Origin of the sequence: Luteibacter sp. OK325 (assembly GCF_003050935.1) — a bacterium.
Classification (GTDB): Bacteria; Pseudomonadota; Gammaproteobacteria; order Xanthomonadales; family Rhodanobacteraceae; genus Luteibacter.
In genome coordinates this window covers 18,018-44,629 of sequence record NZ_QAOX01000001.1, presented here as the reverse complement: position 1 = coordinate 44,629, position 26,612 = coordinate 18,018, and the positions used below count along the sequence as shown (strand labels likewise).

Genomic DNA, 26,612 nt, shown 5'->3' with positions numbered 1-26,612 from the left:
GGGGTCTACCCAACGAAGCTTCAAGCGCATGCGCAGCCATTTTTGCGGACTCATCGACGAGTCGCTGATCGACCAGAACGTCACCCTTTGTGGTTGGGTGAATACCCTTCGCCTGCAGAGCCACGTGGCCTTTGTCGACCTGCGCGATCACGAGGGTATTGCCCAGGTCGTGATCGAACGCGAGAACACCGACGCCTTCGCCGTTGCCGGCGAACTCGGCTACGAATACTGCATCAGGGTCACCGGCCAGGTTCGCAAGCGCCTCGCGGCCAACGACAAACTGAAAACCGGCACCGTCGAGCTCATCGCCGACAAGGTCGAAATCCTCAACGCCGCCCGTGATCTGCCGTTCGCGCTGCACGAGACGCCGAACGAAGACATGCGGATGACCTACCGCTACCTCGACCTGCGCCGCCCGGAGATGCAGCAGATGATGCGCACCCGGACCAAGCTGGTCCGCGAACTGCGCCGCTACCTGGACACCGCCGGATTCCAGGACATCGAAACCCCTATCCTGACCAAGGCCACGCCGGAAGGCGCGCGCGACTACCTGGTGCCCAGCCGCGTGCACCCGGGGCAGTTCTACGCGCTGCCGCAATCGCCGCAGCTGTTCAAGCAGATCCTCATGATGGCCGGCTTCGATCGCTACTATCAGATCGCCCGCTGCTTCCGCGACGAAGATCTGCGTGCCGACCGCCAGCCGGAATTCACCCAGCTCGACCTGGAGTTCGCCTTCGTCGAAGAGCGTGACGTCCAGGATTTCGTCGAGAACCTGATCCGCCATGTGTTCCGCGAAGTGCGCAACGTCGAACTCGACGCCAGCTTCCCGCGCATGACGTACGAAGAGGCCATGCGCCGCTTCGGTTCGGACAAGCCCGACCTGCGCATCCCCCTCGAACTGACTGACATCGCCGAGGCGGTGAAGCACGTCGAGTTCAAGGTGTTCTCCGGCCCGGCCAACGATCCGGCCGGCCGCGTGGCTGCCCTGCGCGTGCCGGGTGCCGCCGAGCTTTCCCGCAAGGACATCGACGGCCTGACCGAATACGCCGGCAAGTACGGCGCGAAGGGCCTGGCCTGGCTGAAAGTCGACGATCTCGCCAAGGGCCGCGAGGGCATCAACTCGCCGGTGGCCAAGTTCCTCGACGACTCTGCACTCGCGCAGGTGCTGGCACTGACCGGTGCCGCCACGGGCGACATCGTGTTCTTCGGCGCGGGAAGCTGGAAAACCGTCACCGACTTCATGGGCGCGCTCCGCATCAAGCTCGGTCGCGACCGCGGCATGGTCCAGAATGCCTGGAAGCCGCTGTGGGTCACTGACTTCCCGATGTTCGAATACGACGCGGAAGAGCAGCGCTACGTCGCCCTGCATCATCCATTTACCGCGCCGAAGGTGGACGACATTGCCGATCTTCGTGCCAATGCCGCCATTTCGGTGAGCCGCGGTTACGACATGGTCCTCAACGGCGCTGAAATCGGCGGCGGTTCCATCCGCATCCATCGACCCGACATGCAGAGCGCCGTATTCGAGCTGCTCGGCATCGGTGCGGATGAGGCCGAGGCCAAGTTCGGTTTCCTGCTCAAGGCCTTGCGCATGGGCGCGCCGCCCCACGGCGGCCTGGCGTTCGGCATCGACCGCATTGCCGCCCTCATGGCCGGCACCGAGTCCATCCGCGACGTCATCGCCTTCCCGAAGACCACCAGCGCGCAGGACCTCATGACCGACGCCCCGTCGTCGGTTTCCGAGCCGCAGCTGAAGGAACTCCACGTTCGCGTCGCCGTGGAGCCGAAGGCCTGACCGGCGCCGCCCACCGATGACCGACAACCTGCCCGAAGTCCTGCTGCTCCACGGTCTGTGGATGCGGGGCTTCGCCATGGCGATGCTCCATCGGCGCCTGCGCGAGGAAGGTTTCAGCGTTCACCAGTTCGAATACATGAGCGTGGCCGCGCCGCCCGAGCAGGCGATCAACCGCCTGCGCAAGCGGATCCGCAGCCTCGGTCCGGGCTCGGTCCATGTGGTCGGTCACAGCCTCGGCGGCATCCTGGCCTTGCTCGCCTGCAGGGATGACGATTTGCCGCAGGGGCGGATCGTCTGCCTTGGTTCGCCGCTCAACGGCAGCGGCGCGGCGAGGGGCCTCACCCATCGCTGGGGCGGCGACATGCTGCTCGGCCGCTCGCGCGAACTGCTCGAGCACGGCCTGGATAGATGGGATGGCGCCCGCGAGGTCGGCATGATCGCCGGACGCATGCCCGTTGGCCTGGGTGCCTTCGTCGGGGTCCTGGGCGACGAGCACGACGGCTCCGTCGGCGTGGAAGAGACCCGTCTGCCGGGTCTGGCCGGCCATTGCGTGCTGGAGACCAGTCATACCGGCATGCTGGTCTCGGCGGACGTCGCCAGGCAGGTCGCTGTTTTCCTTCGCGACGGTCGGTTCGACTCCCCCTTAGCCCCTTAACGTGATTGCGGCTAGAATCGCGCCCTCGTCCGTCCGGTAAAGCCAGGAAACGCACATGGGTAGAGGCCCGTCCATCGAAGGTCGCAAGAACGCCGAAGACGCCAAGCGCGCCAAGGTGTTCACCAAGCTGATCCGCGAAATCACCATCGCCACCCGTGGCGGCGTGCCCGATCCCAACGGCAATCCGCGCCTGCGCGCGGCCGTGGACAAGGCCCTGGCCGCGAACATGACCCGCGACACCATCGATCGCGCGATCAAGCGCGGCTCGGGTGCCGAGGGTGGCGCCGACATGCACGAGATCCGCTACGAGGGCTATGGCCCGGCGGGTACCGCGCTGATCATCGACTGTGTCACCGACAACCAGACCCGCACGGTCGCCGACGTCCGCGCCGCGCTGACCAAGCTCGGCGGCAACCTGGGCACGACCAATTCGGTGGCCTTCCAGTTCACCCACGTCGGCCAGGTCGTCGTCCACACCGGCGGCGACGCCGATGTCGAGGCGAAGCTGGAAGAAGCGGCCATCGAGAACAACGCCGACGACATCGCGATTGAAAACGGCGTCGGCACGGTGTTGCTGGCCCCCGACCCGATCGCCGTCGAAGCCATGCGCAAGGCCCTTGCCGCCGCCGGCTTCGATATCGACGGGTCCGATGTCGTCATGCGCCCGAACGGACCGCTGGTCACGCCCGCGGGCGAGGCCCTCGAGCACTTCGAGAAGCTGCTGACGCGCCTGAACGACCTCGACGACGTGGACGAGGTCTACCACAACGCCATCCTGCCCGGCCAGGATGCGGAAGACGCGTGAGCTCGTGAACCCATCGCTGTCATGACCCGCATTCTCGGTATCGATCCGGGCAGCCAGCGCACGGGTGTGGGCGTGATCGACGTGGCCGACAACGGCACGTTGACTCACGTCTGGCACGGCGCGCTCGTCATCGGCGGTGAAGCGACGTTTCCCCTTCGCCTCAAACGCATCTTTGACGAACTCTGCGCGATCATCGCCATGCACGGTCCGGCGGAGGCTGCGATCGAGCGTGTGTTCATGGCGCGCAACCCCGATTCGGCCCTCAAGCTGGGTCAGGCACGTGGCGCGGCCATTGTCGCCATGGTCAGCCAGGGAATCGTCGTGCACGAATACGCAGCGACCGAGGTCAAGCAGGCGGTGGTCGGAACCGGCCGCGCCGACAAGACCCAGGTCCAGCACATGATCGGGATGATTCTCGGCATCAAGGGTCCGCTTCAGGCGGATGCCGCCGATGCGCTGGCGATCGCAATCGCCCATGCGCACACCCGGACCAGTCTTGAACGCGTGGGCATCCCGCGCACGGCATGGAGACGCCGATGATCGGTCGACTGCGCGGAACCCTCATCAGCAAGCAGCCTCCCTCACTGCTCATCGAGGTGGGCGGCGTCGGTTACGACGTCGACGCCCCGATGTCCACGATTTACGACCTTCCGGCGACCGGCAAGGAAGTCATCCTGCTTATCCATTACGCGGTAAGAGAGGATGGGGTCTCGCTTTACGGATTCCTCCGCGAGCCCGATCGCGCCATGTTCCGCCACCTGCTCAAAGTGAGTGGCATTGGCGCGAAGATCGCCCTGGCCGTGCTCTCGGGGGTGTCGACCGACGATCTGTCGCGGCTTGTCCACGCGGGCGACGTGGTGGCGCTCACCAAGATTCCCGGCATCGGCAAGAAGACTGCCGAGCGCATGGTGGTCGAGCTGCGCGATCGTGTCGATGCGGTAGGCGTGCGTCTGCCCTCGACCGTGCCCGGCGAAGTCATGCCGGCCGATCCGGTGGCCGAGGCCACCGTCGCCCTCCAGCAACTCGGTTACAAGCCTGTGGAAGCTTCGCGCCTCGTGCAGAAAGTCGCCGCCGATGGCGATACCGCCGAAGCCATTATTCGCAAGGCGCTACGCGCCGCGCTGGGAAGTTGAACCATGGGCCAGCATAGCCACGCTGAAGAGTTGCGCAACGCGCACGGCAAAAAACTTGCCGCGCTTGCGCTCGGTGCGATCGGCATCGTCTTCGGTGACATCGGTACGAGTCCCCTGTACACGATGAAAGAAACGCTCGGTACGCACGGCATGACGCCGCAGCCGATGGCCGTGCTCGGCGTGTTGTCGCTGATCTTCTGGTCGTTGCTGATGGTGATTTCGCTCAAGTACGTCACCTTCGTCATGCGCGCGGACAACAAGGGCGAGGGCGGCATCATGGCGCTGATGGCCCTGGCGCAGCGCAGCGTGGCCGGCTCCCCGCGTGCCCGATGGGTGCTTGCGGCCATCGGCATCTTCGGTGCGTCGCTGTTCTACGGCGACGGCGTGATCACGCCCGCCATGTCGGTACTTTCGGCGGTCGAAGGTCTGGAGGTCGCCGCGCCATCGCTCGAAACCTATGTGCTGCCGATCTGCCTGGTCATCCTGGTCGCGCTGTTCGCTATCCAGCGTCACGGTACCGAGATCGTCGGCAAGGCGTTCGCGCCGGTGATGATCGTCTGGTTCCTCGTTCTGGCGTGGCTCGGCCTGCGCCAGCTCGTCGACCATCCGCAGGTGTTGTACGCCTTGAATCCCGTGTACGCGGTGCGCTTCTTCATGGAACACGGCAAGCAGGCCTTCATCGCCCTCGGCGGTGTCGTGCTGGCCCTCACGGGTGGCGAAGCGCTGTACGCGGATATGGGCCACTTCGGCAAGAAGCCGATCCGCCTCGCCTGGTTCTTCTTCGTCCTGCCAGCGTTGCTGATCAACTATTTCGGCCAGGGTGCGTTGCTTCTGCACGATCCGAGCGCGATCGAGAATCCGTTCTACAAGATGGTGCCGGAGAGCCTGCTGTACCCGATGATCGCGCTGGCCACGGCCTCGGCGGTCATCGCCTCGCAGGCCGTGATCTCCGGTGCATTCTCGATGACGCGCGAGGCGATGTCGCTGGGTTACTCGCCACGCATGGCCGTGGTGCACACCTCGCACGAAATGTCCGGGCAGATCTTCGTGCCGTGGGTGAATCGCCTGTTGCTGGTTCTCGTGGTCCTGGCGGTGATCGGCTTCCGCTCGTCGAACAACCTCGGCGCCGCGTACGGTATCGCGGTGACCGGCACCATGACGATGACCACGCTGCTGGCGCTGGTCGTCGCGCGTTACCGCTGGCATTGGCACTGGTCCGCGGTCATCACGGTGGGCGTCATCTTCCTCATCACCGACCTCGCATTCTTCGGCGCCAACGCGCTCAAGATCGCCCATGGCGGTTGGTTCCCGCTGGTGCTCGGCGTGGTCATCTTCACCGTCATGACGACCTGGCGCCGGGGCAGGGACCTCGTGGTCCGCGAAATCAAGCAGTCCGGTCTCGCGCTTGAACCGTTCGTCGCCAATATTTCTGACCACCCGCCGTTGCGCGTGCCGGGCACGGCCGTGTTCCTCACCGCCAACCAGAATTCCGTGCCGCACGCGATGCTGCACAACCTCAAGCACAACAAGGTGCTGCACGAGCGCAACGTGCTGCTTACCGTGGAGATGCTGGAGACGCCGGTCGCCGACTACGACGAGCGGATGGAAGTCATCGAATACGGCGGCGGCTTCTACGGCCTGCAGCTGCGCTACGGCTTCGCCGAGGACCCGAACATCCCGGCGTCTCTCGGCAGGGCCGGGGCCAAGGGTCTCGACTTCGACATGATGGACACCACGTTCTTCCTGTCGCGCGAAAACATCGTCGCCGACGCGCGTCGTCCCGGCATGGCCCTCTGGCGCGACAAGCTGTTCGCTTTCCTGGCGCGCAACGCCATGCCGGCGACAGCGTTCTTCCAGATCCCGGGCAATCGCCTGATCGAGCTGGGTGCACAGGTCGAGATCTGACCTGGCGCGCGATGACGAGCTCTTTGTAGGAGCCGTTTCAGCGGCGAACCGTTGCCTAAGGCCTCGCCCGTCGGGAACGCAGGGCGAGCCCCCAGCGTGCTCCGGCGACGCCCTCGACCTCGAGAGCGCGTGCACGGACTTGGCGTATCGGTTCGTGCCGATTCGCGGAAGTTCCGCCGAATCGTAGCCTCAGATTGTCCGAATCGCGGACATGGAATGAGGTGATCTCATGCGGGCAGCGAAGTACGTTTTTGCACTCGCAACTGCCACGGCCTGCGCCGACGCATCTGCCGGGGTCGCATGGCTCAGTCGGGCGAATTGTGTTGCGGGCGTCGTCAATGAGTCTGTGACCTACGATCGACCGGAACTCAGTACTCACTATATGTATACCGAAAGCGATCATGTGGGCCTGGGATCGTACGGGCGAGCGCGAGGCTTAGATCTCGCCCGCCTGCCTTCGTCGCCTGGTCTCCACATCGTCGCTCTAGGCGACTCGCCTTTCGTCGGCCCAATCGCCCAGCGGATGCGACAGGAGATTGCTGAGCAGGCCAGCGTCGGTTCGTATATCTCTGATAGCGGAGAGGTCCCGGATTTGCGGCAGGCAACGCGTACCGCTCAGCCTGCACTGGCGTCGACGTCGTTGTTTGGCAAGCGGTACCACTCGCTCGCAGACATTCGTCCTCACCTCCGTTACACCCCGATCTCATTGAGTGGGACTCTGCTCGAGAGCCATCCCATGGTGGAGGCAACGACGGCCGGTGGCGTGAGCGACGGACGATGGAGTGGCGTCACGCGTTCCTGGGATGTGGCTGGCCTGGGCTTCGTCCGGCTTGACGAGTCCGAGTATCGCGAAACGGGCGGCTCCATCACCCTGGTCAAGGAGTGGCTTAACAGTGAAGTCAACGGCCATCCGGCGACGCTGAAGACCATGCGCTCGGACGACGGGGCGACGTTGGTTTCGATCAGCTGGGTCACCGAGAGCACCGACTTTCGCCTGGACCTCCAGCCCGTCCACGTCGATGCGGTTGAGGCAAATCAGCAAACGTTGCTGAAACTGGCCAGGAGTCTGGGAGGGTAACGGCTAACTTTGTCGTGGCCCCAACGCGTGGGACGGCCTGCTCGCAGGCTGTCCCCGTCGCAGACCTGCCATAATGCGCCCATGTCCGAGCACCGCATCATTTCCGCCACCGCCGCCATGGACGACGATGCGCTGGAAGCCAGCATTCGTCCGAAACGGCTTTCCGAGTACCTCGGTCAGGAGACGGTGCGCGAGCAGATGGCCATCTATATTGAGGCGGCGCGGCGCCGGCAGGGCGCGCTGGATCACGTGTTGATCTTCGGGCCGCCCGGCCTGGGTAAGACCACGTTGTCCCACGTGATCGCCAACGAGCTCGGTGTGAACGTCCGCTCCACCTCGGGTCCAGTGCTGGAGCGCGCGGGGGATCTCGCCGCGCTGCTGACCAACCTGGAGGCGAATGACGTCCTCTTCGTCGACGAGATCCATCGCCTGTCGCCGGTGGTCGAAGAAGTTCTCTACCCGGCCATGGAGGACTTCCAGATCGACATCATGATCGGCGAGGGCCCCGCGGCCCGCTCGATCAAGCTCGATCTGCCACCGTTCACCCTGATTGGCGCGACGACCCGCGCGGGTTTGCTGACCGGCCCCTTGCGCGACCGTTTCGGCATCATCCAGCGGCTGGAGTTCTACAGCGTGGACGAGCTGACGGCGATCGTCCGTCGCGCCGCCCGCATTTTCAACATCGAATGCGACATGGAAGGTGCCGTCGAGATCGCAAGGCGCTCGCGGGGGACCCCCCGTATCGCCAACCGGCTGCTGCGCCGCGTGCGCGACTTCGCCGAGGTTCGCGGCGACGGCAAGATCACCCACGACCTGGCAAAAGCCGCCACGGATATGCTCCGGGTCGACGCTCTGGGCTTCGATGACCTCGACCGCCGCCTGCTGAAAACGATCATCGAGAACTTCGATGGAGGCCCCGTGGGCGTGGAATCGCTCGCCGCCGCCCTGAGCGAAGACCGTGGGACCCTGGAGGACGTGGTCGAGCCCTACCTCATCCAGCAGGGCTACCTGATTCGCAGCGCGCGTGGCCGCATGGCTTCCGCCAAGGCCTGGCGCCATCTCGGCCTGACCCCTCCGCCGCGCCAGACCGTGGCCCCGGACCTCTTTTCGGACGACGCATGAGCGCCTTCAGCTGGCCCGTACGGATCTACTGGGAAGACACCGACGCTGGTGGCGTCGTCTACCACGCCAACTATCTCCGTTTCATGGAGCGGGCCCGCACGGAGTGGCTGCGCGCCCAGGGAATCGACCAGGTGGCCCTGCGCGAGACCTCGAGCCTGGGTTTCGTGGTCCGGGACATGCAGCTCGATTTCCTCCGCCCGGCCCGTCTGAATGATGAACTCCTGGTCAGCGTAGCCGTCAAAGAACGTCGTTCAGCAAGTATGCTGTTCGGTCAGGAGATTGTGAGCGGGGGCACGACGCTGGTGCGCGCGACGGTGCGCGCGGCTTGCGTGAACCTCGACACGATGCGCCCGGCCCAGATTCCGGCGGACCTGTTTCCCAACGAATTCCTCATTACCTAAGCCATAGATACCGGCGGAGAGCCTTCAAGCGATGAACGGTGGACTGAACATTTTCAAGCTGGTCGCGGAAGCGAGCCTGCCCGTACAACTGGTCATGCTGCTGTTGCTGGCGTTCTCGTTCCTGTCGTGGGTGATCATCATCCGCAAGTACAGTCAGCTGAAGACCGCCCACGACAACGCCGAGACCTTCGAAGACCGCTTCTGGTCGGGTGCGGACCTCGCCGCCCTGTTTCGTGAGGTAGGCAATCGCGAGGGCCAGCACGGTATCGAGAACGTGTTCGAGGCCGGCTTCCGCGAATTCGCCCGTCAGCGCCAGCGTCGTGTGAGCGACGCCGACCGCATCATGGAAGGCTCCGAGCGCGCCATGCGCGTGGCCGGTACCCGTGAGATCGGCAAGCTCGAGCAGAACCTCGAGTTCCTGGCCAACGTCGGTTCGATCAGCCCGTACATCGGCCTGTTCGGTACGGTCTGGGGCATCATGGGCGCCTTCCAGGGCCTGGGCGAGATGAAGGACGTGACCATCTCCGTGGTCGCTCCCCACATCTCCGAAGCCCTTATCGCCACGGCCATGGGCCTCTTCGCCGCCATTCCGGCCGTCTGGGCGTACAACCGCTTCGCCACCAAGGTCGAGCGGATCGCGTCGCGCTACGAGGTATTCCAGGAAGAATTCTCCTCGGTGCTGCAGCGCCAGATCCACGCCGACGACGTGGCCTGAGCCCGCACCATGGCCCGTAACGTCTACCGCCGCCAGAAGCGGAAGCTGAAGTCCGAGATTAACGTCGTGCCGTATATCGACGTGATGCTCGTGCTGCTGATCATCTTCATGGTCACCACGCCCATGATGAACCTCGGCGTGGACATCCATCTGCCGCAGACCAACGCCAAGTCCCTGCAGGACAAGAAAGATCCCATCGTTGTCTCCGTCGACGAGGCAGGCCAGATCTACCTGACCGCCAACGGCACCAAGCGCGAGCCGGTCAGCATCGACGACTTCAAGACCAAGATCACGGCCTTCCACGACGCCAACCCCGAGCTGCAGGTCCTGCTCGCGGGCGATGACCGCGTGGGCTATGGCAAGGTGTACCAGATCCTCCCGATCCTCCAGGAAGCGGGCATCTCCAAGATTGGCCTCATGAGCCAGCCTCAGTCCGCGTCGAATGGAAAACCGTAACGGCACCCCGCGCGCGGTCGTTCTCGCCGCGCTCCTGCACATCGGTATCGTGGCCTTCCTCGGCCTCGCGATCATCCCGTGCTCGGACTACGACAAGTGGGCCGCGGCAATCGGGTTGCCCGCTGAGTGGAATCCGCTGAAGTGCCCGTTGCCGCTCGAGCTGCCGGGTGAAATCATCGAGGCCACGCTGGTCGGCCCGACGGGCGCTCCGCCGCCCAAGCACGCGGTCAAGCCCGTGCCGAACACCGTGCCACCGCCGCCCGCGCAACCGACGCCTACCCCGCCGGTTCCCGAAAAGCCCAAGGTCGAGACCTTGCCGCCGCCGCCGAAAAACCTTGCCCTGAAAGACCAGGAAAAGGTAGTCGATGACGCCGTGCAGAAAGCTGAGGATGCCAAGCGCCTGCAGGAAGAAACGCAGCGCCAGCGTCAGGCCGAGCTCGACGCGCAGGAAGAGAAGAAGAAGCAAAAGCAGAAGGAAATCGACGACATCTTCAAGCAGCTCGACCTCGCCAAGAGCCAGACAAAGCAGGCCGACAGCAAGAAGAAGCAGGCCGACCAGCAGCTGAAGGATCTCGAGAACGCCAAGGACAATGGTCGCGAAAACCTGCCATTCGCCAAGGAACCCCAGACCGGCAATAACGGCAAGGACAGCAAGGAGGCCGCTTACATCGCGGCCATCCAGAATGCCGTGACCCAGAACTGGCTGCGCCCGGACAACATCGGCAACGGTGCTTGCATCGTCCACGTCGTGCAGATTCCTGGCGGCCAGGTGTTAAGTGCCAAGGTCGATTCCAGCTGTCCGTTCGATGGTCCTGGCCGGGCTTCGCTGGAAAATGCCGTTCTGCGGGCCCAGCCCCTGCCGTATCAGGGTTTCGAGGACGTTTTCGAGCGCAACCTCACCTTCACGTTCAGGCCGTAATGATGACCTCCGCGCCTGCGACCTGGTCCGGGAGCGGAGGTGATTCATCATCGGGTCATTCAGGTTCAGGTGAAGCCGCTTAACATGCGGAAGCCTCCATATCCTTTCAGGTCGCAATGAAACAGCCCATGCGTAGAACGATCCTCCGCTTCGCCGCCGCCCTGGTTGCGCTCGCCGCCCTCGTGGCCGGCCCCGCCGCCGCCCAGTCGCTCAACGTGGAGATCGCCAAGGGCGTGACGACGGCGACGCCCATCGCCGTGGTGCCCTTCGCGCAGACCGGCGGTGCGCCGCTCCCGACTGACGTCGCGGACGTCATCCGGAACGATTTCAACCGCTCGGGCAAATTCCGATCGCTCGACAAGGCCGACATCGTCGAGACGCCGTCGCAGGGCTCGGACATCAAGTTCGCGACCTGGCGCCTGCTCAAGCAGGACTATCTGACCATCGGCCGCATCAGCGATGCCGGTGGCGGTATGCTGAAGGTCGAGTACGAACTGTGGGACGTAAACCGTCAGCAGAGCTTGCTCGCCCAGTCGTTCACCGCCCCGGCGGGCGACCTGCGCGGTGTCGCTCACCAGATCGCAGACCAGATCTACGAAAAGGTCACTGGCGTCCGCGGAGCCTTCTGGACCCGCGTTGCTTACGTCACGGCGGTGGGTACGGGTAACAATGCTACCTATTCGCTCATCGTTGCGGACTCGGACGGCTTCAACCCGCAGACCGTGGCCCGTTCGCGCGAGTCGCTCCTGTCGCCCTCCTGGTCGCCGGACGGCAACAAGATTGCCTACGTGTCGTTCGAAAGCGGCAACTCGGCCGTCTATGTGCAGAACATCTCCACCGGTTCGCGCAGCCTGATCGCCGCCCACCCGCGCGGCATCAACAGCGCGCCGGCCTGGTCGCCGGACGGCAGCAAGCTCGCCGTGAGCCTGTCGTACGTGGGTAACCCGGAGATCTTCGTGATCGACGTGGCCAGCCACACCGAGACCCGCCTCACCAACAACTTCTCGATCGACACCGAACCGACCTACACGCCGGACGGCCAGAGCATCCTGTTCACCTCGGATCGCTCGGGTAAGCCGCAGATCTACCAGATGTCCGCATCCGGTGGTGCGGCGACGCGAGTCACCTTCCAGGGCGGCTTCAACGCCAGCGCCTCGGTGAGCTTCGACGGCAAGCAGATTGCGATGGTGCAGGGCAACGGGAACGTGTATCGTATCGCTATCATGGACCGCAGTCTGGGTGGGCAGGTACGCTTCGTTTCCCCGGGTAACGTGGACGATTCGCCCAGCTTCGCGCCCAATGCCAGCATGCTGCTTTATGCGGCATCGCAGGGTACGCGAGGTGTCCTGTATGCGGTTTCGGCAGACGGCCTGGTGCGCCAGCGTCTCGTCCTCTCGGACGGTGACGTGCGCGAGCCGTCCTGGGGACCCTATAGACAGCGTTGATGGCGCGCCCGTTTCGGGCCGCGACGTCGGCAAAGTCCAGGGAAGGGGCGCGGGTGTTCCGCGCCTTTTCTGCGGACGCAAGGTTAACCGGCAGTTGCTTTAAGGGCAGTCGCCGGAACGAAGACGTAGGGTGCGGGACAGCGCCCCGTCGGCGTAGATGTAAGTAGAAAAACAGCCGGACAACCGGCGGTGCCTGTCCCGAAACCGTATATCGACTGTCGGAACTCAACTGTTGAAGGAACGTCCCATGAATAAGACCGTTAGCGTCACCCTGGCCGCCCTGCTTTGCGTGGGCGCGGTCGCCTGCAACAAGAAGACTGTGAAGCCTGCACCGGCCCCCGCGCCGGAGCCGGTCGCCCAGACTCAGGCCCCCACCAACGACGGCAAGTACCAGCCGTCGGATCTCGATACCGATGCCTGCCTCCGTCAGCGCGTTGTGTACTTCGATTTCGACAAGAACGATGTGAAGCCGGAATTCCAGCAGATCATCGCTTGCCACGCCAAGTACCTGCAGGACCGTCCGCAGTCGGCCATGACCCTCGAGGGCAACACCGACGAGCGCGGTACGCGTGAGTACAACCTCGGCCTCGGCGAGCGCCGCGGCAATGCCGTTTCCAGCGCTCTCCAGGCGGCTGGTGGTTCGGCTGGCCAGGTCAACGTCACGAGCTACGGTAAGGAAAAGCCGACCTGCCGTGAGCACAACGATGATTGCTGGTCGAAGAACCGTCGCGTTGAGATCGTCTACACCGCGAAGTAAGTAATGAAGAAGCTTCTGGCTACTCGTTTTACGGCCAGGCTTGGCGTGGCGGGCGCAATTGCGTCCGCCACGCTTTTTGGTCTGCCCGGCCATGCGCAGGACTCCCGCTTGAGTCTGGCCGACCGTGTGTCGCGCCTCGAGCAACAGTCGCAGAAGGACGCCGGCACGACCACGCTGGTCAACCAGGTCAACGATCTCCAGCAGCAGCTTTCCCAGTTGCAGGGTCAGATCGAAGAGCTGCAGCACCAGAACCAGCAACTCCAGGATTCCCAGAAGGCGCAGTACGCGGATGTCGATTCGCGCGTGAGTCGTCTCGAAAAGGGTGGAGCAGCGCAGGCCCAGTCGCCCGCCGCGCCCGCCAATGCACCTCAAGGCCCGGCCCCCGCGCCCACTGCGGTTGCGCCCGCCTCGGCTCAGCAGGCAGCGCCTGCCGCCGCACCGACGGCGGCCAACGCCACCGAGCAGGCTGCGTACGACGCCGCGTTCAAGTCGCTGCGCGCCGGTGATTACGTCACGGCATCGCGTGGCTTTCGTGACTTCCTTACCAAGTACCCGGACAGCGCGCTCGCGCCGAACGCCTATTACTGGTTGGGCGAGTCCTACTACGTCACCATGAATTATCCGGTCGCGATCGAGGCTTTTCAGCGCCTGGTCAAACAGTATCCGCAGAGTGACAAGGTCTCCGACGGCCTGCTCAAGGTCGGCTATTGCCAGATCGAGCTGAAACAGCAGGACGCGGCCATCGCGACGCTCAAGCAGGTGTCGGCCAAGTATCCGGGCACCAAGGCCGCTGGCCTCGCACAGGAACGCCTGCGTCGTCTGCAGCGCCAGACGGCCAACTGATCCTATGAACGGTAACACCGCAACTCTGGCGGACGTTCCGCCGGGCGCGCCCGTCGCGGAACGCCTGCGGATCACCGAGATCTTCCATTCCGTCCAGGGCGAGGCCGATGCCATCGGCTGGCCCACCGTATTCGTGCGCCTTACCGGCTGCCCGCTTCGCTGCGTCTGGTGCGATACGGAGTACTCCTTCCACGGTGGGCAGTGGCACGACATCGACGCTATCGTCGCGCATGTGGCCAGCTTCGGCGCGAAGCATGTCTGCGTCACCGGGGGCGAGCCTCTCGCACAGAAGCGCTGCCTGATCCTGCTTCGCAAGTTATGCGACGCCGGCCACGAGGTGTCGCTGGAAACGTCCGGCGCGCTCGATGTCTCCGATGTCGATCCGCGCGTCCGCAAGGTGATGGACCTCAAGGCACCTGACTCCGGTGAGAGTGCGCGCAACCTGTGGTCCAACCTCGACCACCTCCTGCCACATGACCAGGTGAAGTTTGTCATCGCCAGCCGTGGCGACTTCGAATGGTCGCGGGACGTCGTCCGTGAGCATGCGCTGGATCAGCGCGTGATGCCTCTCTTTTCCCCCGTGTGGTCGAAGGTCCAGCCCCGCGAGCTGGCCGAGTGGATCCTCGCCGAACGCCTGCCGGTACGATTCCAGATGCAGTTGCACAAGCTGCTCTGGGACGACGCGGCCGGCCACTGACAAACCAAGGTAATGCCATGAATGCTTCGACCCCCTCCCGCAAGGCCGTGATCCTCGTGTCCGGCGGCATGGATTCCGCGGTCACGATCGCCATGGCGCGCGAACAGGGTTTCGAGGTGTATGCGTTGAGCGTGGCTTATGGCCAGCGTCACAGTTCAGAGCTCGAGGCTTCTGAACGGGTGGCCAAGATGCTCGGTGCCGTCACCCACAAGACCGTGAACGTGGACCTGCGCAGCATCGGTGGCTCGGCCCTCACTGCGGATATCGACGTGCCGGAAGATGGCGGCGCGGGTATCCCCGTGACCTATGTGCCTGCACGTAACACCATCATGCTGTCCATTGCATTGGGCTGGGCCGAGGTACTGGGTTCGAGCGATATCTTCTGCGGGGTCAACGCCGTCGACTACTCCGGCTACCCGGATTGCCGCCCGGCCTTCATCGAATCCTTCCAGTCACTTGCCAACGTTGCCACGAAGGCTGGCGTCGAAGGCGCCGGAATCCGGATCCATGCACCGCTGATGGATATGGGCAAGGGCGATATCGTGCGCGAAGGCATGCGCCTGGGCGTGGACTTCGCCGCCACTGTGAGCTGCTACCAAGCTGACTCCCAGGGCCGCGCCTGCGGTCATTGCGATGCCTGCCGGCTTCGAGCGGAGGGCTTCGCCAAGGCCGGCGTGCCCGACCCCACGCGCTACGCCTGAGCTATCAGCATTTCGGAACGGGTTGCCGCGAATGCCTCAGGTTGCCGAGGCGCGCAGTAACGGCCCGATGTACTGCTGCACGATCCACCAGAAGCCGCCCAGGGTGCCGGTCAGCATGCCGATCAACAGCGCCGCTGCGCACCCGAGCACCCACGCCTTGGTGGCGGTGTGGCCGAGGCGTTCCTCGACAACGGCGAGCCGGCCCTCGACAACGCCGAGCCGGCCCTCGACACCAGCGAGTCGATCTTCGACGGCCCCAAGTCGGATCTCGACGGCTCCGAACCGGTGCTTAAGGGTTCCAAGCCTGTTCTCGACGCCTCCGAGGCGACCGCCGACGTCGGCCGTCTGTCCATCGTAGACGTTCATGCGGCCTGCCAACTCGCGGACTGCAGTTGTCACATGCTGGAGTCGCTCATTAAGAACGGCCAGCCATTCACGCAGGGTGGCACTGCACGAGCAACTCTCCGTAGCAACGCTATGCCCGTCCCCGAGGCGGAGATCTTCGTTGTGCTTTGTGGTGTACCGACGCATGCCGTTTCCCATGTCATGAGCTTACGGACACGGTATCGCCCCGACGGCGGCGAAAACATGAGAATCCTGACCAGTTTCTCGTCAGGTAAGGACGCGTTGCGCGTCGGACGAAAGGCGCGAATGGTGGGTCGTGCCGGATTCGAACCGGCGACCTACGGATTAAAAGTCCGCTGCTCTACCAACTGAGCTAACGACCCATGCACGCGAAGCCGACTAGTTTAGTGGTCGCAAGGGGGCTGGCACAACCCGAGCGGGCCCGCGGTTCAGGTCGTGACGATGATCGCCTCGACGTCGCGGCCGGCCTGGCGCCAGGCGCCGATGCCTCCGGTAAGCGGACGGACGTTGGAGAAGCCCAGTTTGCTCAGCCGCTCCGCGACCTTTGCGGCCGAGACCTCGTTGGGGCAGGAGCAATAGATCACCACCGAGGTGTGCTTTGGCAGGGTGGCCAGGGCAGCGTCTGCCGTGGCCAGGTCGAACAGGCGGGAACCCGGAATCACAAAGGGATCGTCACGCCGGCTGAGGGTCGAGCGCACGTCGACGATCAACGCGCCGGGCTCGTTGGCGAGCAGGACCGAGAGTTCGTCCACGGATATGCGGCTCTTGCGCAACTGGGTAATGAGCAGGGCGCGACGGGTGTAACGAAAGCCGATCCAGAGCAGCAACCCGATCAGGGCGATCGCGGCCATGCCGACGCCGAACTGCTTCAACGTGGCCAGCACGGCATCGATTTGCCGATAGAACAGCATGCCGATGGACAGGCCCACGGAAATCCACAGGGCTGCACCGAGCAAGTCGTAAAGCGTGAAGCGCGAAAAGCGCGTGTCGCCGGCGCCAGCGATCGGGATGGCGACGAGCGAGAGACCCGGAATGAATCGCGACACCAGCAGCAGTTTGACGCCACGCTTTTCAAAGAAGCCGCTGGCGCGACGCACGCAGGTGTCGGGCGAAAGCGAAATGCGGCAGAGGCTGTCGAGTACGCGGTAGCCGAAGCGTCGCCCCGTAAGAAACCACGCCGCGTCGCCGGCGAAGGCGCCCGCCAGGGCACCGAGAAAGGTCGCCAGGATCAGGACGGGATCGCGTGCGGCGACCAGGGTGCTACCCACCACGATAAGCGTTGGCATCGCCGGCACGGGAAGGCCGATGGCCCCAGCGAACACGCCGATGAACGCCACGACCGGCGCCGTATCAGACCAATTGACGCTCGCCACGACAGTGAATCCTCGGAAAGGTCCGTGTACCTCCGCAAAGATACGCCGGTCGGGCCGTTGCCGACAGATGGGCGGGGATCAGTGGGCCGGGTGGCGGCTCAGTAGCGAGGTCGCGCGGAGCGGCGGCCCGACGGCGGCGCCTTCCAGCTGGACCCAGAACAACGTGCCGCGGCCCGGTCTGGAGCGCACGCCGATCGTGCCGCCGAGCGTGTCGACGATGCGCCGCGCCACCGCCAGCGCGATGCCATAACCGGCATGGCCGGGCAGGCGTGTGAACTCTTCGAAGACACGCTCCTGCTGTGAGGGTTCGAGGCCCATGCCGTTGTCGCGGACCTCGAGTCGCACGGCATTCCCGCGCCGCCTTGCGGCGACCAGGACGCGTCCGTGCGGCGTACTGACGACCGCGTTCGAGACAAGGCGATGAAGCAGCTCACCCAGCAGTGCGGGATCGCCATGGAGCGGCAGCCGCCCACCGCGCCAATGGACGTCCACGCCGAGCCGGCTGGCATCCTCATCGATGGCGGCCCGTTCGCGCACGAAGAGGTCCGCGGCGATGAGGCCGACGGCCCTGGGCTCGACGGCGCCCGCATCGAAACGCGCCATGGCCAGCAAGCCGTCGAGGAGCTCGTTGAGCCGCGTGAGGTTCGTGCGCATCTGGCCAAGTACGGCTCGCTGGCGAAGGTCTTCACCCGGTTGCATACCGGCAACGAACAGGGCCAGTGCCTGCAGCGGCTGGCGGAAGTGATCGCCGATCTGCTCGATGAAGCGCGTGTGCCGCGCGATGTCCTGCAGGCGCTGACGCAGCGCGTCGGCCATCGCGGTGTCGTGGCGCCGCCGCAGATCGACCAGCTCGTCCAGCAGTGCATCGATGGCGGCAAGCTCGCCGCCGCCACGCGGGATGGGGTTGGCCTGGCGGGGATGCAGGAACGCGTCGATCCGATCGCGCATGCCTTCGATCGGTTCGATGACGTCACGTTCCAGCGCGCGGCGGGTAAACAGGAACACCGCCAGCACGCCGCAACAGAGCAGCAAGGTCATGACGCCCGCAGTTGCGCGACGCTCATGCAGGGACGTGGCGTCGGAAACGGTTTCGAGCTCGCCCAATGGCGTGTTGAGGCGAACATGCAATGCGCGACCGGCGGGCACCTGGCGACCGCTCTCGATGACGAGGTCCGGCGCATCGTCACGTCGAAGCCTGAGGCTCTCCGTGGGCGCACTGCGCGACAGTGCGCGCGTGAGTGCGTAGCGAACGGCATCGTCGCCCGTCGCGGCCTCCATGGAGGCGCCAAGACGGATTGCCTGGATGCGCGCAACGGTGCGCGCTTCGGCGGACAAGGACCGCATGTGCAACACGCCCAGAGACCCGGTCAGGGCGAGCGCAACCACGGTCATCGGCAGCAATCCCCGGAGGATCAGCTGTCGATGCAGCGGCGCTGGCCTTGCAGGCGAATACGGCGACGCGTTCATGAGGGGGCCTGTTCGCACATTCTCATGACGAATCTATGAAACGCGCGTTCGTCGCGCGATAGACAAGGGGACTTAGGCTGCCCGTCTATACCTTAAGGTCTATGCCCGATTGGCGAGGCGGCCGGGGTGGTCACTTGCCTTGCAGTTGCTTCACGACGGCGTCGTGGTCCACCTCGATCTTGTGGAAGCGCGCTTCCCGGGCGGCTTCGCTGACCCACTGCGCGCTGGTGGCCCGGCGCTTCTCCAACGAATACTCGATGTCGACGAAGGGTACGAGCACCGCGTTGCTGGCCCGCGCAAACCCGCTGATATCGTGAATCAGCTTCAGGTTGGCCTCTTCGCGCGGTCCATCCTTCCCCTTTCCATAGCTGGTGATGAAGGTCGCCACCCGCTCTCGCAGGGCGAGTGGAAGGTCGTTGCGGATCACGATGACCGCATGGGGAATGAGCGACGACTTCCACAGCACGCGTAGACGCGCGTACTGGTCGGGGAAATGTTGCTTGAAGCGTTCCAGGTCCGCGGTGTTGTTGGTCGCGACATCCACTTCACCATTGGCAACGGCCAGTGCGTTGTTCTGGTGGTTGTCGATATGGACGCTGGCGAAGAAGGTATCCGAGTCGACGTTGCGCGCTGCGAACAGCTGGGTTTCCGGGACGAGATAGCCGGACACCGACAGGGCCTCGCCGCGCGCGAAGCGCCACTTGCCCGGCCGCGCGAAGAGCTGGTCCACCGTACGCAGGCGCGAGTCCGCGGCCACGAGCACCACGGCGTAATAGCCCTTCGAGCTGTCGCCGCGGGTCAGCTGGCCAATCACCTGCATGTTCTGGCCGGTAACGGCATCCAGGGCCAGCCTCCCGGACAGGAAGGCGATATCGACCCGCTGCTCGCTGATCGCCTGCGCGATGCCTTCGTAGGTCGTGACCGAGACGGCGCGAACCGGACGGGTGAGCGCCTTGCTCAGGTCATCGAGCATGGGCCGCCACGCTTCCAGCGACTCGGCGGGTCCCCCGATGGGAAGGATGCCAAAGGTGAGCGGCGCGTTCGGGTCGACATCGCCCTGGGCGAGGCCTGCCGCAAGGGCGGGTCCCGAGCAAAAGGCGCAGAGGATCCACGCGCTCAACCACACGCGCAGTCGCACTCCCGCCGCGCTCTTCACGCCTGCCCGCATCGCGCCTGCCTCGCGTGGGTTATGTTTTGGCTAGTCGCCCAGGTGCTGTGCGGCGACCAGTGCCTCCAGTCGATTGCGCACATGTAGCGCACGGAAGATGGCGGCGAGGTGAATCTTGACAGTGCCTTCGCTGATGCCCAGCTCGCGGGCGATCAGTTTGTTCGGCCGGCCCTTGGCCAGCAGCTTGAGTACGTCGATCTGGCGATCGGTGAGGACCGTGGCCAGGCGCTCCTTGGTGGTCAGCCCATCGTTTCCGTTGGTCGTGGAGAAGAATGGTGCGGAGGTGCTCGAAGCAGCCGCCTTCATCGCTTCCGGCGGTACGTAGATCCCGCCGCCGACCACCAGGCGCACGGCGCTCAGGGTCAATTCGGCCGATGATGACTTCACGATGTAACCCTGCACGCCCAGGTCGAGCACGTGGCGAATGGCTGCGGAGTCCTCGGTGCCCGAAAGCACGATGACAGCGCGCTTGTGCGTCGTGCGGGTGCCGATCAGGTCGGCTGCATGCCGTCGCTCGTCATCGGTCAGGTCGTCGCCGTCCTGGGGGGTGACCGCATCGTTGGCATCGGCCAGCTTCTCGACGGCATCCCGGATATGGTCGACGCCACCGTTCGCGCCCGGCATGGCCATGTCGATCAGGGCGAGATCCGGAAGAGGCTGCCGTTCAAGCTGCGCACGAAGCTCGGCAACCGTTCGGGCCTCGACGAACTCGACGTTCTCACCCAACTCGCGCAGGGTGTCCTTGACACCATTGATGACGAGCTGATGATCGTCCGCGATCAGAACACGCATGCCACTCCTCCGCCCGCACGGTCGCGAGCATCCCCGTTCTTCGAAACATAGCCCCCCGGGCGCCTCGCGGCAAGCCAGCCATCCGGCTCAGACGGGAGCATGATGGACTGTCCAGGCAGAAACCATTACATCGTGCAGGCGTTCAGGCGAAACCGGCTTGTAGAGAACCTGCGTGGTGGCCTGGTCCACGTTACGCAGGAAGTCGCCCCGGGTCTCGCCGGTAATCAGCACGCGCGCGAACGGCGGCGGGTCGCCGGGGCGTCGGCGGTAGTAACGATCGAGCAGGTCGATCACGTCCAGTCCGGTGCCTTCACGCAGGCGCAGGTCGGAAATCACGATGTCCGGCGGTTGCATCCATTGGTGCACCGCCTCCATGGCCTGCTGGGCATCCTCGGCAGTCATGACCTCGCAGCCCCAGCTGCCCAGCAGGAAGCTGATGCCGGCGAGGATGCTGGGCTCGTCGTCGATCACCAGGACGCGCATGCCGACCACGTCCCGCGGCGTGACCCCGGTCGAGACAGCCGGCGCGGGCACCTCGATCGTGCCAGCCTGGACCTCAGGCAGGGTGATGGAGAACACGGTGCCCCTGCCCGGTTGCGAGCGAACCTGGGCGCGCGTACCGAGCAGTCCCGCCAGGCGCTGCACCGTGGACAGGCCCAGGCCCAGCCCGCGCCGCGTGCTTTCGGGGCGGCCGGCTTCCGGGCCGCTCTCGACACGGTAAAACTCGTCGAAGATGTGTTGCAGGTGTTCCGGCGCGATGCCCAGGCCCGTATCCCACACATCCACGCGAACCGTGCCGTCGCGGCGTCGGCGAGCACCCACGAGCACGCCACCGCAGCGCGTATACCGCAAGGCATTGCTGACCAGGTTGTTGAGGATGCGCGCGACCATCGTGCGGTCGCAGCGCACCCACAGGCCCGTGGTCCGCACCACGAGGCGCAATTCGTGCTGCTCGGCCACCATGCGGAAATTCACGCTGACCTCTTCAAACACGGCGTCCAGTGGAACATCGCGGAGCACCGCCGGCATGGCACCGGTCTCGAGACGCGAGAGGTCGAGCAGTTCGCTGAACAGGTGGTCGAGCGCCTCGACGCACTCCTGGATGTGAGCGATGCGATTGAGCCGCACCGGGTCGTACTCGTCCACGGCAAGGCCCGACGAGAACAGGGTGAGTGCATAGAGCGGCTGGCGCAGGTCATGCGAGGCGGCGGCGAGGAAGCGCGCCTTTGCCACGCTTGCCGCCTCCAGTGCCGCGTTCTTCCGGGCCAGTTCCTCCGTTGCCATGGCGATCTCTCGCTCCATCCCGATCTGCGCGTGCAACAGTTGTGACGCGGCACCGTTGAAGCCGCGCTGCAGGTCGCCGATCTCCGTGTCGTCGGTCACCGGAACGACCACCGTGCGATCGCCCAGGCCGAGCTGGCGAACCGCGATGGCCAGGTTGCGCAGCGGAGCGCTAAGCCAGCGTGCCGTGGACCAACCGATCATCACCGCGATAAACAGGCTCAGGGCAAGCCAGAGCAGGGCGTTCTGCACGCTGGTTCGCTGTGCGGCGATGGCGTCCTCCACGCTCACATCCACCGTAACCGAGCCGACGACGCGATGGCTGACCGGGTCCAGCACCTCACGCGATACGGTGAGGTTATCCTCGTCGTCGATCGACCCGTTCACGCGATCGGCGATGATCTCGCCATCGCGGTCGCTGATGCGCACCCGCGCCACCTGCGGAAGTTGCACGATCGATTGCGAGATGTGCGAGATCTCTCGCCGTTCGCCGTTGCGAAGCGCCTCGCCGGACACGCTGGCCGCCTGCTGGGCGATGGCGTCCGCCGTGGAGCGGCCCATCTCGTGCAAGGTGTCCATCTGGTGGCGGGTGAGCAGGGTAACCAGCAGGATCGCGCTGATCGCCGTGGGTACGAGGGCGACACACGTCAGGCGCTGCACCAGCGAAGTGCGGCGCCAGACCCGTTCCAGCCACGTAACCGATACGTCGCGCATCTGTCTCCCCTTGCGCGCCCCCTGCCGGGCGAAGCGAGGCTACAGCCTAGCGCAGTTCCACGGACCCGGCGTCAGTCGCGGCGGCGGCGACGGTCACGGACGCTCTTGATCATGAGGGGAAGGACGCTGAGCGCGGCGAAGGCTGCCAGGGGCAGCAGGATCCTGCCGTCGAGAAGGCTCGCCGCCGTGAATGGCGTGCTGCCGCCGAACGTGTCGCCGAGGCCGGCGCCGACTGCCGTCTCGACCACGAGGGACACCGTGCCGCCTAGCCATGTGGCACCGAGGAACAGCCAGAGCGGGCAGCGCAGCCAGGCCAGCGCCACCGTCATGGCGCCCAGGGGCACGATGGGAATGAAGCGCAGGGCGAGCGTGTAGCTGACCGGGTGGGCGGCGAACCCGGTGCGCAGGCGTGTCGCCAGTTCCGGCGGTTGGCGGCCGCCCGGACCGAACGCGTAGCGACTGGCCAGGAACAGCAGGAGCGAACCGAGCACCAGCGCCACGGACGACAGCGCCGTGCCTTCGACGATGCCGAACAGGAGGCCGCCGGCCATGACGATGACAATCGTCCCGGGCACGCCGGTGGAGATGGCCAACGTGAGCACGCCCGCGTAGGCGAGGCGCGACATCATGGGGTGGTCGGCTATGGCACTACGGAGAGCGCCTTCCTCGGCAAGCAGCCGGGCGGGGTGAAAGCGGTCGAGCGCGCCGCTACCGAGCATGACCGCGCCGGCGATAAGCAACAGCAACAGCGGCAAAGCGGCGCGCCAGCGACTCATCCGGGCATGGCCCGGTTCAATAGCTGGCGCCCGATTCGCCATAGCGGCGAAGTACATCGCGCGCCTGGTCACGGCAGATGTCGCGGCGCACGGCGATGCCGCGACGCTCGAGTTCACCGATCCAGTCGGCCGGAAGGGGGCCTTCGTCGAATGGCGTGAGTTCTTCGACGTCCTCCGCGCGTGCGCCGATAAGCAGTTCGTCCACGCCAGCCCACACCGTGGCGCCGTAACACTGGCAGCAGGGTTGCGAACTGGTGGCAAGAACGAACCGGCTGCCGTCTTCATTGAGGCGGAAGCGCTGCAGGCGCTGCTGCGCGGTCATGTACGCCATCATCTCCGCGTGCGCCACCGAGCATGCATGCGGCACCACGCGGTTGACCCCGACGGCAACGATGCGATCGTTGCCATCGAACACCACCGCGCCGAAGGGGCCACCGGTGGCGAGGTCGATATTCTGCCCGGACAACTCGATGGCCAGCCCGACCTTGGCCTCGTCACCCGCGTACGTGAGCGAGGTGTCCACGGCTTCATGGACCCATGCGGGCAGGGTGAGATGTACCTGTGCGTAGAGCATCAGGCTTGCTTTGCCCAGGAGTCGCGCAACGTCACCACGCGGTTGAACACGGGCGTGCCGGGCGTGTGGTCGTGCATGTCGGCGACGAAGTAGCCGAGACGCTCGAACTGCATGCGGTCCTCGCGTGCGGCACCCGCGGCCACCGGCTCCACGTATCCGTGGACGACGCGACGCGAATGCGGGTTGATGTGGTCCTTGTAGGTCTTGCCATCGCTGTCGTCGTCCGGATCGGTGACATCGAACAGACGGTCGTACAGACGCACCACGGCCGGCACGGCATCGCGCGCGCTCACCCAGTGGATGGTGCCCTTGACCTTGCGGTCGGCACCAGGCATGCCCGTGCGGCTTTCCAGGTCCAGCGTGCATCGCAGTTCGGTGATATCACCGTTCGCGTCCTTGATCACCTCATCGCACTTGACGATGCCGACGCCGCGCAGGCGCACCTCGCCCTCGGGCTTCAGGCGATGGAAGCCCTTCGGCGGTACTTCGGCGAAGTCTTCGCGTTCGATCCACAGCTCGCGCGAAAACGGAACACGGCGTGTGCCGAAGCTCTCGTCCTTCGGGTGGTTCGGGAAGGTGAGCGACTCGTGGTGCGCGGCGTCGAGGTTGGTGATGACCAGCTTCACCGGGTCGATCACGGCCAGGCGCCGCGGCGCGACGCCGTCGAGGTCTTCGCGCACGGCACCCTCGAGCACGCTCATGTCGATCGTGCTGTTCTGCTTGCTGATGCCGACGCGTTCCCAGAACAGGCGGATGCCCGCAGCAGTGAAGCCGCGGCGACGCACGCCGGCGATCGTCGGCATGCGCGGATCGTCCCAGCCGTCGACCAGGTTTTCGGACACCAGGGTGATCAGTTTGCGCTTGCTCATCACCGTGTAATTGAGATTGCCGCGCGAGAACTCGATCTGGCGGGGCTTGCTTGGCGCCGTCGGCAGACCCGCGTCGACCAGCGGCTGCCAGAGTGCGGGGTCATGCGCCAGGTCGACCTTGTCCACGCACCAGTCGTACAGCGGGCGGTGGTCTTCGAATTCCAGCGTGCATAGCGAGTGCGTGATGCCCTCGAGCGCGTCGGAGAGTGAATGCGCGAAGTCGTACATCGGATAGATGGGCCACGCGTCACCGGTGTTCTGGTGGTGTACCTTGCGAACGCGATAGAGCGCCGGATCGCGCAGGTTGATGTTGCCTGCGGTCATGTCGATCTTCGCGCGAAGGGTCTTGCTGCCGTCGGCGAACTCGCCCGCGCGCATGCGCTGGAACAGGTCGAGGTTCTCTTCGACGGAGCGGCCGCGGTACGGCGAATTGCGACCCGGCTCGGTCAGCGTGCCGCGAAACTCGCGCACTTCCTCGGCCGAGAGGTCATCGACATAGGCCACGCCCAGGCGGATCAGCTTTAGCGCCGAGCGGTAGAACACCTCGAAGTAATCCGAGGCATGGCGCAGCTCGGCCCATTCGAAACCGAGCCACTTCACGTCCCGCATGATGGCGTCGACGTACTCGACGTCTTCCTTCGACGGGTTGGTGTCGTCGAAGCGCAGGTTGCAGGTACCGGCGAACTCGGCAGCGAGGCCATAGTTGAGGCAGATGGACTTGGCGTGACCCAGGTGCAGGTAGCCATTGGGCTCCGGCGGGAAGCGGGTGTGGATCGCCTTGTGCTTACCGGAGGCCAGGTCCTCGCGGACGATCTGGCCGATGAAGTGCTGCTGCAGGACGGGCGTTTCGGTCGACATCGCAAAGGACTCGGAGGATGGGGCACGGCAAACCCCCGAGTTTACCTTAGGCGCGTAGCGCTTGCCGCAGAGCGGCCGCGCGGGTAGCTTCCCATCATGCATATCGTCTACCACGCCGAATCCCTGATCGACGCCCATCTGGTCAAGAATGCGCTCGAGCAGGCGGAGATTCCTGCCTTCATCGCCGGCGAATTTCTTACCGGTGCGGTCGGCCAGCTTCCCGCGCGGGATTTCCTCACCGTGATGGTCCCCGAAGCGGCAGCCGAAGCGGCCGGGGCGATCGTTCGCGTCATCGAGGGGCAGCTAGCCGAGGCGCGTGCCTCCGCGGCTTCCGACGACGATTTTGGCGCGGCCACCCTTCCGGCCTGAGCGTCGCGACTCTTCCCCAGGATCATTCCATGCAGGCCCCTGCCTTGAAGGCTATCTTCGATCTTGTCCGCGACGTCCCGGATTTTCCGCGTCCGGGCATCATGTTCAAGGACATCACCCCCATGCTCGCCGACGCCGCCGCGTTCGGCGCCTGCATCGACGCGCTGTGCGCGCCGTGGCACGGGCTGGGGATCGGCGCCGTCTGCGGTATCGAGTCGCGCGGCTTCATTTTCGGCGCGGCCATGGCGCGTGCGCTCAAAGCCGGTTTCGTCCCGCTGCGCAAGGCCGGCAAGCTGCCGCCGCCGATCGTCGGCGTCGATTACGGCCTGGAATACGGTCACGACCGCCTGGAAATCGGTACCGAGGCCTTGTCGCCGGGTGAGCGGGTCATCGTGGTCGACGACGTGCTGGCCACGGGCGGAACCCTCGAGGCGGGCCGCCGGCTGGTCGAGCGCCTGGGCGCCGAAGTCGTCGGTGCCAGTGTCGTCATCGAGCTGACCGGCCTTCACGGCCGGGCCAGGTGGTCCGGTCCGGCTCCCTTGCACGCCCTGATCGGCTGCTGAGGGGTTCGGCGCGGG

At 65.2% G+C, this 26,612-nt stretch carries 28 protein-coding genes and 1 tRNA gene; 19 read left to right on the top strand and 10 right to left on the bottom strand.

The window, feature by feature from the left end; all coding sequences use genetic code 11:
- Positions 1–28 precede the first annotated feature (28 nt).
- The 17 genes from aspS to queC all read left to right on the top strand — a co-directional run bounded on the left by aspS (position 29) and on the right by queC (position 15,427).
- A complete protein-coding gene (aspS, locus tag C8J98_RS00230) occupies positions 29–1,795 on the top strand; it encodes an aspartate--tRNA ligase (protein ID WP_107909808.1) in 1,767 nt (588 codons plus the stop codon).
- A gap of 16 nt (positions 1,796–1,811) precedes the next feature.
- Positions 1,812–2,450, top strand: coding sequence for an alpha/beta hydrolase (locus tag C8J98_RS00225; RefSeq protein ID WP_107909806.1), 639 nt, complete (start codon positions 1,812–1,814; stop codon positions 2,448–2,450).
- A 55-nt stretch (positions 2,451–2,505) separates the two neighbouring features.
- Positions 2,506–3,255 (top strand): YebC/PmpR family DNA-binding transcriptional regulator, encoded by a 750-nt coding sequence (locus C8J98_RS00220; RefSeq protein ID WP_107909804.1) that lies wholly within the window; start codon positions 2,506–2,508, stop codon positions 3,253–3,255.
- Positions 3,256–3,276: 21 nt separating this feature from the next.
- Positions 3,277–3,795, top strand: a complete 519-nt coding sequence (ruvC, locus tag C8J98_RS00215; protein WP_107909802.1) for a crossover junction endodeoxyribonuclease RuvC — start codon at positions 3,277–3,279, stop codon at positions 3,793–3,795.
- Entirely contained in the window at positions 3,792–4,388 is a 597-nt protein-coding gene (gene ruvA / locus C8J98_RS00210; protein WP_107909800.1) for a Holliday junction branch migration protein RuvA, read from the top strand. Before ruvC ends, ruvA begins: the two co-directional genes overlap by 4 nt.
- 3 nt (positions 4,389–4,391) lie before the next feature.
- Positions 4,392–6,293 carry a potassium transporter Kup gene (locus tag C8J98_RS00205; RefSeq protein WP_107909798.1) on the top strand — a complete coding sequence of 634 codons (1,902 nt, stop codon included), beginning with the start codon at positions 4,392–4,394 and terminating at the stop codon, positions 6,291–6,293.
- 736 nt (positions 6,294–7,029) lie between these two features.
- Positions 7,030–7,371: a hypothetical protein gene (locus tag C8J98_RS21870; RefSeq protein WP_146171481.1), complete on the top strand. Its 342-nt coding sequence runs from the start codon at positions 7,030–7,032 to the stop codon at positions 7,369–7,371.
- Between the two features lie 81 nt (positions 7,372–7,452).
- Positions 7,453–8,493 (top strand): Holliday junction branch migration DNA helicase RuvB, encoded by a 1,041-nt coding sequence (ruvB, locus tag C8J98_RS00195; protein WP_107909795.1) that lies wholly within the window; start codon positions 7,453–7,455, stop codon positions 8,491–8,493.
- Positions 8,490–8,894 carry a tol-pal system-associated acyl-CoA thioesterase gene (gene ybgC, locus C8J98_RS00190; RefSeq protein ID WP_107909793.1) on the top strand — a complete coding sequence of 135 codons (405 nt, stop codon included), beginning with the start codon at positions 8,490–8,492 and terminating at the stop codon, positions 8,892–8,894. Before ruvB ends, ybgC begins: the two co-directional genes overlap by 4 nt.
- A gap of 31 nt (positions 8,895–8,925) precedes the next feature.
- The gene (gene tolQ / locus C8J98_RS00185) at positions 8,926–9,609 is read left to right on the top strand and encodes a protein TolQ (protein WP_063571209.1); all 684 of its coding nucleotides are present in this window, start codon (positions 8,926–8,928) and stop codon (positions 9,607–9,609) included.
- A 9-nt stretch (positions 9,610–9,618) separates the two neighbouring features.
- Positions 9,619–10,065 carry a protein TolR gene (gene tolR / locus C8J98_RS00180; RefSeq protein WP_107909791.1) on the top strand — a complete coding sequence of 149 codons (447 nt, stop codon included), beginning with the start codon at positions 9,619–9,621 and terminating at the stop codon, positions 10,063–10,065.
- On the top strand, positions 10,052–10,984 hold the full coding sequence (locus tag C8J98_RS00175) for a cell envelope integrity protein TolA (RefSeq protein WP_107909789.1): 933 nt from the start codon (positions 10,052–10,054) through the stop codon (positions 10,982–10,984). The genes tolR and C8J98_RS00175 overlap by 14 nt, the downstream gene beginning before the upstream one ends.
- 128 nt (positions 10,985–11,112) lie before the next feature.
- Entirely contained in the window at positions 11,113–12,429 is a 1,317-nt protein-coding gene (tolB, locus tag C8J98_RS00170) for a Tol-Pal system beta propeller repeat protein TolB (protein ID WP_107909787.1), read from the top strand.
- Between the two features lie 247 nt (positions 12,430–12,676).
- A complete protein-coding gene (pal, locus tag C8J98_RS00165; protein WP_107909785.1) occupies positions 12,677–13,186 on the top strand; it encodes a peptidoglycan-associated lipoprotein Pal in 510 nt (169 codons plus the stop codon).
- Positions 13,187–13,189: 3 nt separating this feature from the next.
- The gene (gene ybgF / locus C8J98_RS00160) at positions 13,190–14,029 is read left to right on the top strand and encodes a tol-pal system protein YbgF (RefSeq protein WP_199229763.1); all 840 of its coding nucleotides are present in this window, start codon (positions 13,190–13,192) and stop codon (positions 14,027–14,029) included.
- 4 nt (positions 14,030–14,033) lie between these two features.
- Positions 14,034–14,726, top strand: coding sequence for a 7-carboxy-7-deazaguanine synthase QueE (gene queE / locus C8J98_RS00155; RefSeq protein ID WP_107909783.1), 693 nt, complete (start codon positions 14,034–14,036; stop codon positions 14,724–14,726).
- A 17-nt stretch (positions 14,727–14,743) separates the two neighbouring features.
- Positions 14,744–15,427, top strand: coding sequence for a 7-cyano-7-deazaguanine synthase QueC (queC, locus tag C8J98_RS00150; protein ID WP_107909781.1), 684 nt, complete (start codon positions 14,744–14,746; stop codon positions 15,425–15,427).
- Between the two features lie 36 nt (positions 15,428–15,463).
- Here the strand turns inward: queC and C8J98_RS00145 are convergent, their stop codons facing one another.
- The 10 genes from C8J98_RS00145 to C8J98_RS00100 form a co-directional block, all read right to left on the bottom strand.
- Positions 15,464–15,793: a hypothetical protein gene (locus C8J98_RS00145; RefSeq protein ID WP_107909778.1), complete on the bottom strand. Its 330-nt coding sequence runs from the start codon at positions 15,791–15,793 to the stop codon at positions 15,464–15,466.
- Positions 15,794–16,079: 286 nt separating this feature from the next.
- A tRNA-Lys gene (locus tag C8J98_RS00140) sits at positions 16,080–16,155 on the bottom strand.
- Positions 16,156–16,221: 66 nt separating this feature from the next.
- The gene (locus C8J98_RS00135; protein ID WP_107909776.1) at positions 16,222–17,166 is read right to left on the bottom strand and encodes a VTT domain-containing protein; all 945 of its coding nucleotides are present in this window, start codon (positions 17,164–17,166) and stop codon (positions 16,222–16,224) included.
- Positions 17,167–17,244: 78 nt separating this feature from the next.
- The gene (locus C8J98_RS00130) at positions 17,245–18,633 is read right to left on the bottom strand and encodes a HAMP domain-containing sensor histidine kinase (protein ID WP_107909774.1); all 1,389 of its coding nucleotides are present in this window, start codon (positions 18,631–18,633) and stop codon (positions 17,245–17,247) included.
- Between the two features lie 130 nt (positions 18,634–18,763).
- Entirely contained in the window at positions 18,764–19,801 is a 1,038-nt protein-coding gene (phnD, locus tag C8J98_RS00125) for a phosphate/phosphite/phosphonate ABC transporter substrate-binding protein (RefSeq protein ID WP_107909772.1), read from the bottom strand.
- Positions 19,802–19,831: 30 nt separating this feature from the next.
- Positions 19,832–20,593: a response regulator transcription factor gene (locus tag C8J98_RS00120; RefSeq protein WP_107909770.1), complete on the bottom strand. Its 762-nt coding sequence runs from the start codon at positions 20,591–20,593 to the stop codon at positions 19,832–19,834.
- A gap of 87 nt (positions 20,594–20,680) precedes the next feature.
- Positions 20,681–22,588 carry a hybrid sensor histidine kinase/response regulator gene (locus C8J98_RS00115; protein ID WP_107909768.1) on the bottom strand — a complete coding sequence of 636 codons (1,908 nt, stop codon included), beginning with the start codon at positions 22,586–22,588 and terminating at the stop codon, positions 20,681–20,683.
- A 71-nt stretch (positions 22,589–22,659) separates the two neighbouring features.
- On the bottom strand, positions 22,660–23,364 hold the full coding sequence (locus C8J98_RS00110) for a VTT domain-containing protein (RefSeq protein ID WP_107909766.1): 705 nt from the start codon (positions 23,362–23,364) through the stop codon (positions 22,660–22,662).
- A gap of 16 nt (positions 23,365–23,380) precedes the next feature.
- Positions 23,381–23,938 carry a nucleoside deaminase gene (locus C8J98_RS00105; RefSeq protein WP_107909764.1) on the bottom strand — a complete coding sequence of 186 codons (558 nt, stop codon included), beginning with the start codon at positions 23,936–23,938 and terminating at the stop codon, positions 23,381–23,383.
- Positions 23,938–25,665: a glutamine--tRNA ligase/YqeY domain fusion protein gene (locus tag C8J98_RS00100; protein WP_107909762.1), complete on the bottom strand. Its 1,728-nt coding sequence runs from the start codon at positions 25,663–25,665 to the stop codon at positions 23,938–23,940. The genes C8J98_RS00105 and C8J98_RS00100 overlap by 1 nt, the downstream gene beginning before the upstream one ends.
- 96 nt (positions 25,666–25,761) lie before the next feature.
- Between C8J98_RS00100 and C8J98_RS00095 the strand changes: the two genes are divergently transcribed.
- A complete protein-coding gene (locus C8J98_RS00095) occupies positions 25,762–26,034 on the top strand; it encodes a DUF2007 domain-containing protein (protein WP_107909760.1) in 273 nt (90 codons plus the stop codon).
- A gap of 29 nt (positions 26,035–26,063) precedes the next feature.
- Positions 26,064–26,597, top strand: a complete 534-nt coding sequence (locus C8J98_RS00090) for an adenine phosphoribosyltransferase (RefSeq protein ID WP_199229762.1) — start codon at positions 26,064–26,066, stop codon at positions 26,595–26,597.
- Positions 26,598–26,612: the final 15 nt, after the last annotated feature.

Bases quoted from the DNA above. Each gene is read 5' to 3' on its own strand.
- C8J98_RS00100 (WP_107909762.1), bottom strand. From the start codon at position 25,665: ATGTCGACCGAAACGCCCGTCCTGCAGCAGCACTTCATCGGCCAGATC.
- ybgF (WP_199229763.1), top strand. From the start codon at position 13,190: ATGAAGAAGCTTCTGGCTACTCGTTTTACGGCCAGGCTTGGCGTGGCG.
- C8J98_RS00120 (WP_107909770.1), bottom strand. From the start codon at position 20,593: ATGCGTGTTCTGATCGCGGACGATCATCAGCTCGTCATCAATGGTGTC.
- C8J98_RS00110 (WP_107909766.1), bottom strand. From the start codon at position 23,364: ATGAGTCGCTGGCGCGCCGCTTTGCCGCTGTTGCTGTTGCTTATCGCC.
- queE (WP_107909783.1), top strand. From the start codon at position 14,034: ATGAACGGTAACACCGCAACTCTGGCGGACGTTCCGCCGGGCGCGCCC.
- ruvA (WP_107909800.1), top strand. From the start codon at position 3,792: ATGATCGGTCGACTGCGCGGAACCCTCATCAGCAAGCAGCCTCCCTCA.
- ruvC (WP_107909802.1), top strand. From the start codon at position 3,277: ATGACCCGCATTCTCGGTATCGATCCGGGCAGCCAGCGCACGGGTGTG.
- C8J98_RS00105 (WP_107909764.1), bottom strand. From the start codon at position 23,938: ATGCTCTACGCACAGGTACATCTCACCCTGCCCGCATGGGTCCATGAA.
- C8J98_RS00205 (WP_107909798.1), top strand. From the start codon at position 4,392: ATGGGCCAGCATAGCCACGCTGAAGAGTTGCGCAACGCGCACGGCAAA.
- pal (WP_107909785.1), top strand. From the start codon at position 12,677: ATGAATAAGACCGTTAGCGTCACCCTGGCCGCCCTGCTTTGCGTGGGC.
- tolR (WP_107909791.1), top strand. From the start codon at position 9,619: ATGGCCCGTAACGTCTACCGCCGCCAGAAGCGGAAGCTGAAGTCCGAG.
- aspS (WP_107909808.1), top strand. From the start codon at position 29: ATGCGCAGCCATTTTTGCGGACTCATCGACGAGTCGCTGATCGACCAG.
- C8J98_RS00095 (WP_107909760.1), top strand. From the start codon at position 25,762: ATGCATATCGTCTACCACGCCGAATCCCTGATCGACGCCCATCTGGTC.
- C8J98_RS00225 (WP_107909806.1), top strand. From the start codon at position 1,812: ATGACCGACAACCTGCCCGAAGTCCTGCTGCTCCACGGTCTGTGGATG.
- phnD (WP_107909772.1), bottom strand. From the start codon at position 19,801: ATGCGGGCAGGCGTGAAGAGCGCGGCGGGAGTGCGACTGCGCGTGTGG.
- tolB (WP_107909787.1), top strand. From the start codon at position 11,113: ATGCGTAGAACGATCCTCCGCTTCGCCGCCGCCCTGGTTGCGCTCGCC.
- ruvB (WP_107909795.1), top strand. From the start codon at position 7,453: ATGTCCGAGCACCGCATCATTTCCGCCACCGCCGCCATGGACGACGAT.
- queC (WP_107909781.1), top strand. From the start codon at position 14,744: ATGAATGCTTCGACCCCCTCCCGCAAGGCCGTGATCCTCGTGTCCGGC.
- C8J98_RS00090 (WP_199229762.1), top strand. From the start codon at position 26,064: ATGCAGGCCCCTGCCTTGAAGGCTATCTTCGATCTTGTCCGCGACGTC.
- ybgC (WP_107909793.1), top strand. From the start codon at position 8,490: ATGAGCGCCTTCAGCTGGCCCGTACGGATCTACTGGGAAGACACCGAC.
- C8J98_RS21870 (WP_146171481.1), top strand. From the start codon at position 7,030: ATGGTGGAGGCAACGACGGCCGGTGGCGTGAGCGACGGACGATGGAGT.
- C8J98_RS00220 (WP_107909804.1), top strand. From the start codon at position 2,506: ATGGGTAGAGGCCCGTCCATCGAAGGTCGCAAGAACGCCGAAGACGCC.
- C8J98_RS00115 (WP_107909768.1), bottom strand. From the start codon at position 22,588: ATGCGCGACGTATCGGTTACGTGGCTGGAACGGGTCTGGCGCCGCACT.
- C8J98_RS00175 (WP_107909789.1), top strand. From the start codon at position 10,052: ATGGAAAACCGTAACGGCACCCCGCGCGCGGTCGTTCTCGCCGCGCTC.
- C8J98_RS00130 (WP_107909774.1), bottom strand. From the start codon at position 18,633: ATGAACGCGTCGCCGTATTCGCCTGCAAGGCCAGCGCCGCTGCATCGA.
- tolQ (WP_063571209.1), top strand. From the start codon at position 8,926: ATGAACGGTGGACTGAACATTTTCAAGCTGGTCGCGGAAGCGAGCCTG.
- C8J98_RS00145 (WP_107909778.1), bottom strand. From the start codon at position 15,793: ATGAACGTCTACGATGGACAGACGGCCGACGTCGGCGGTCGCCTCGGA.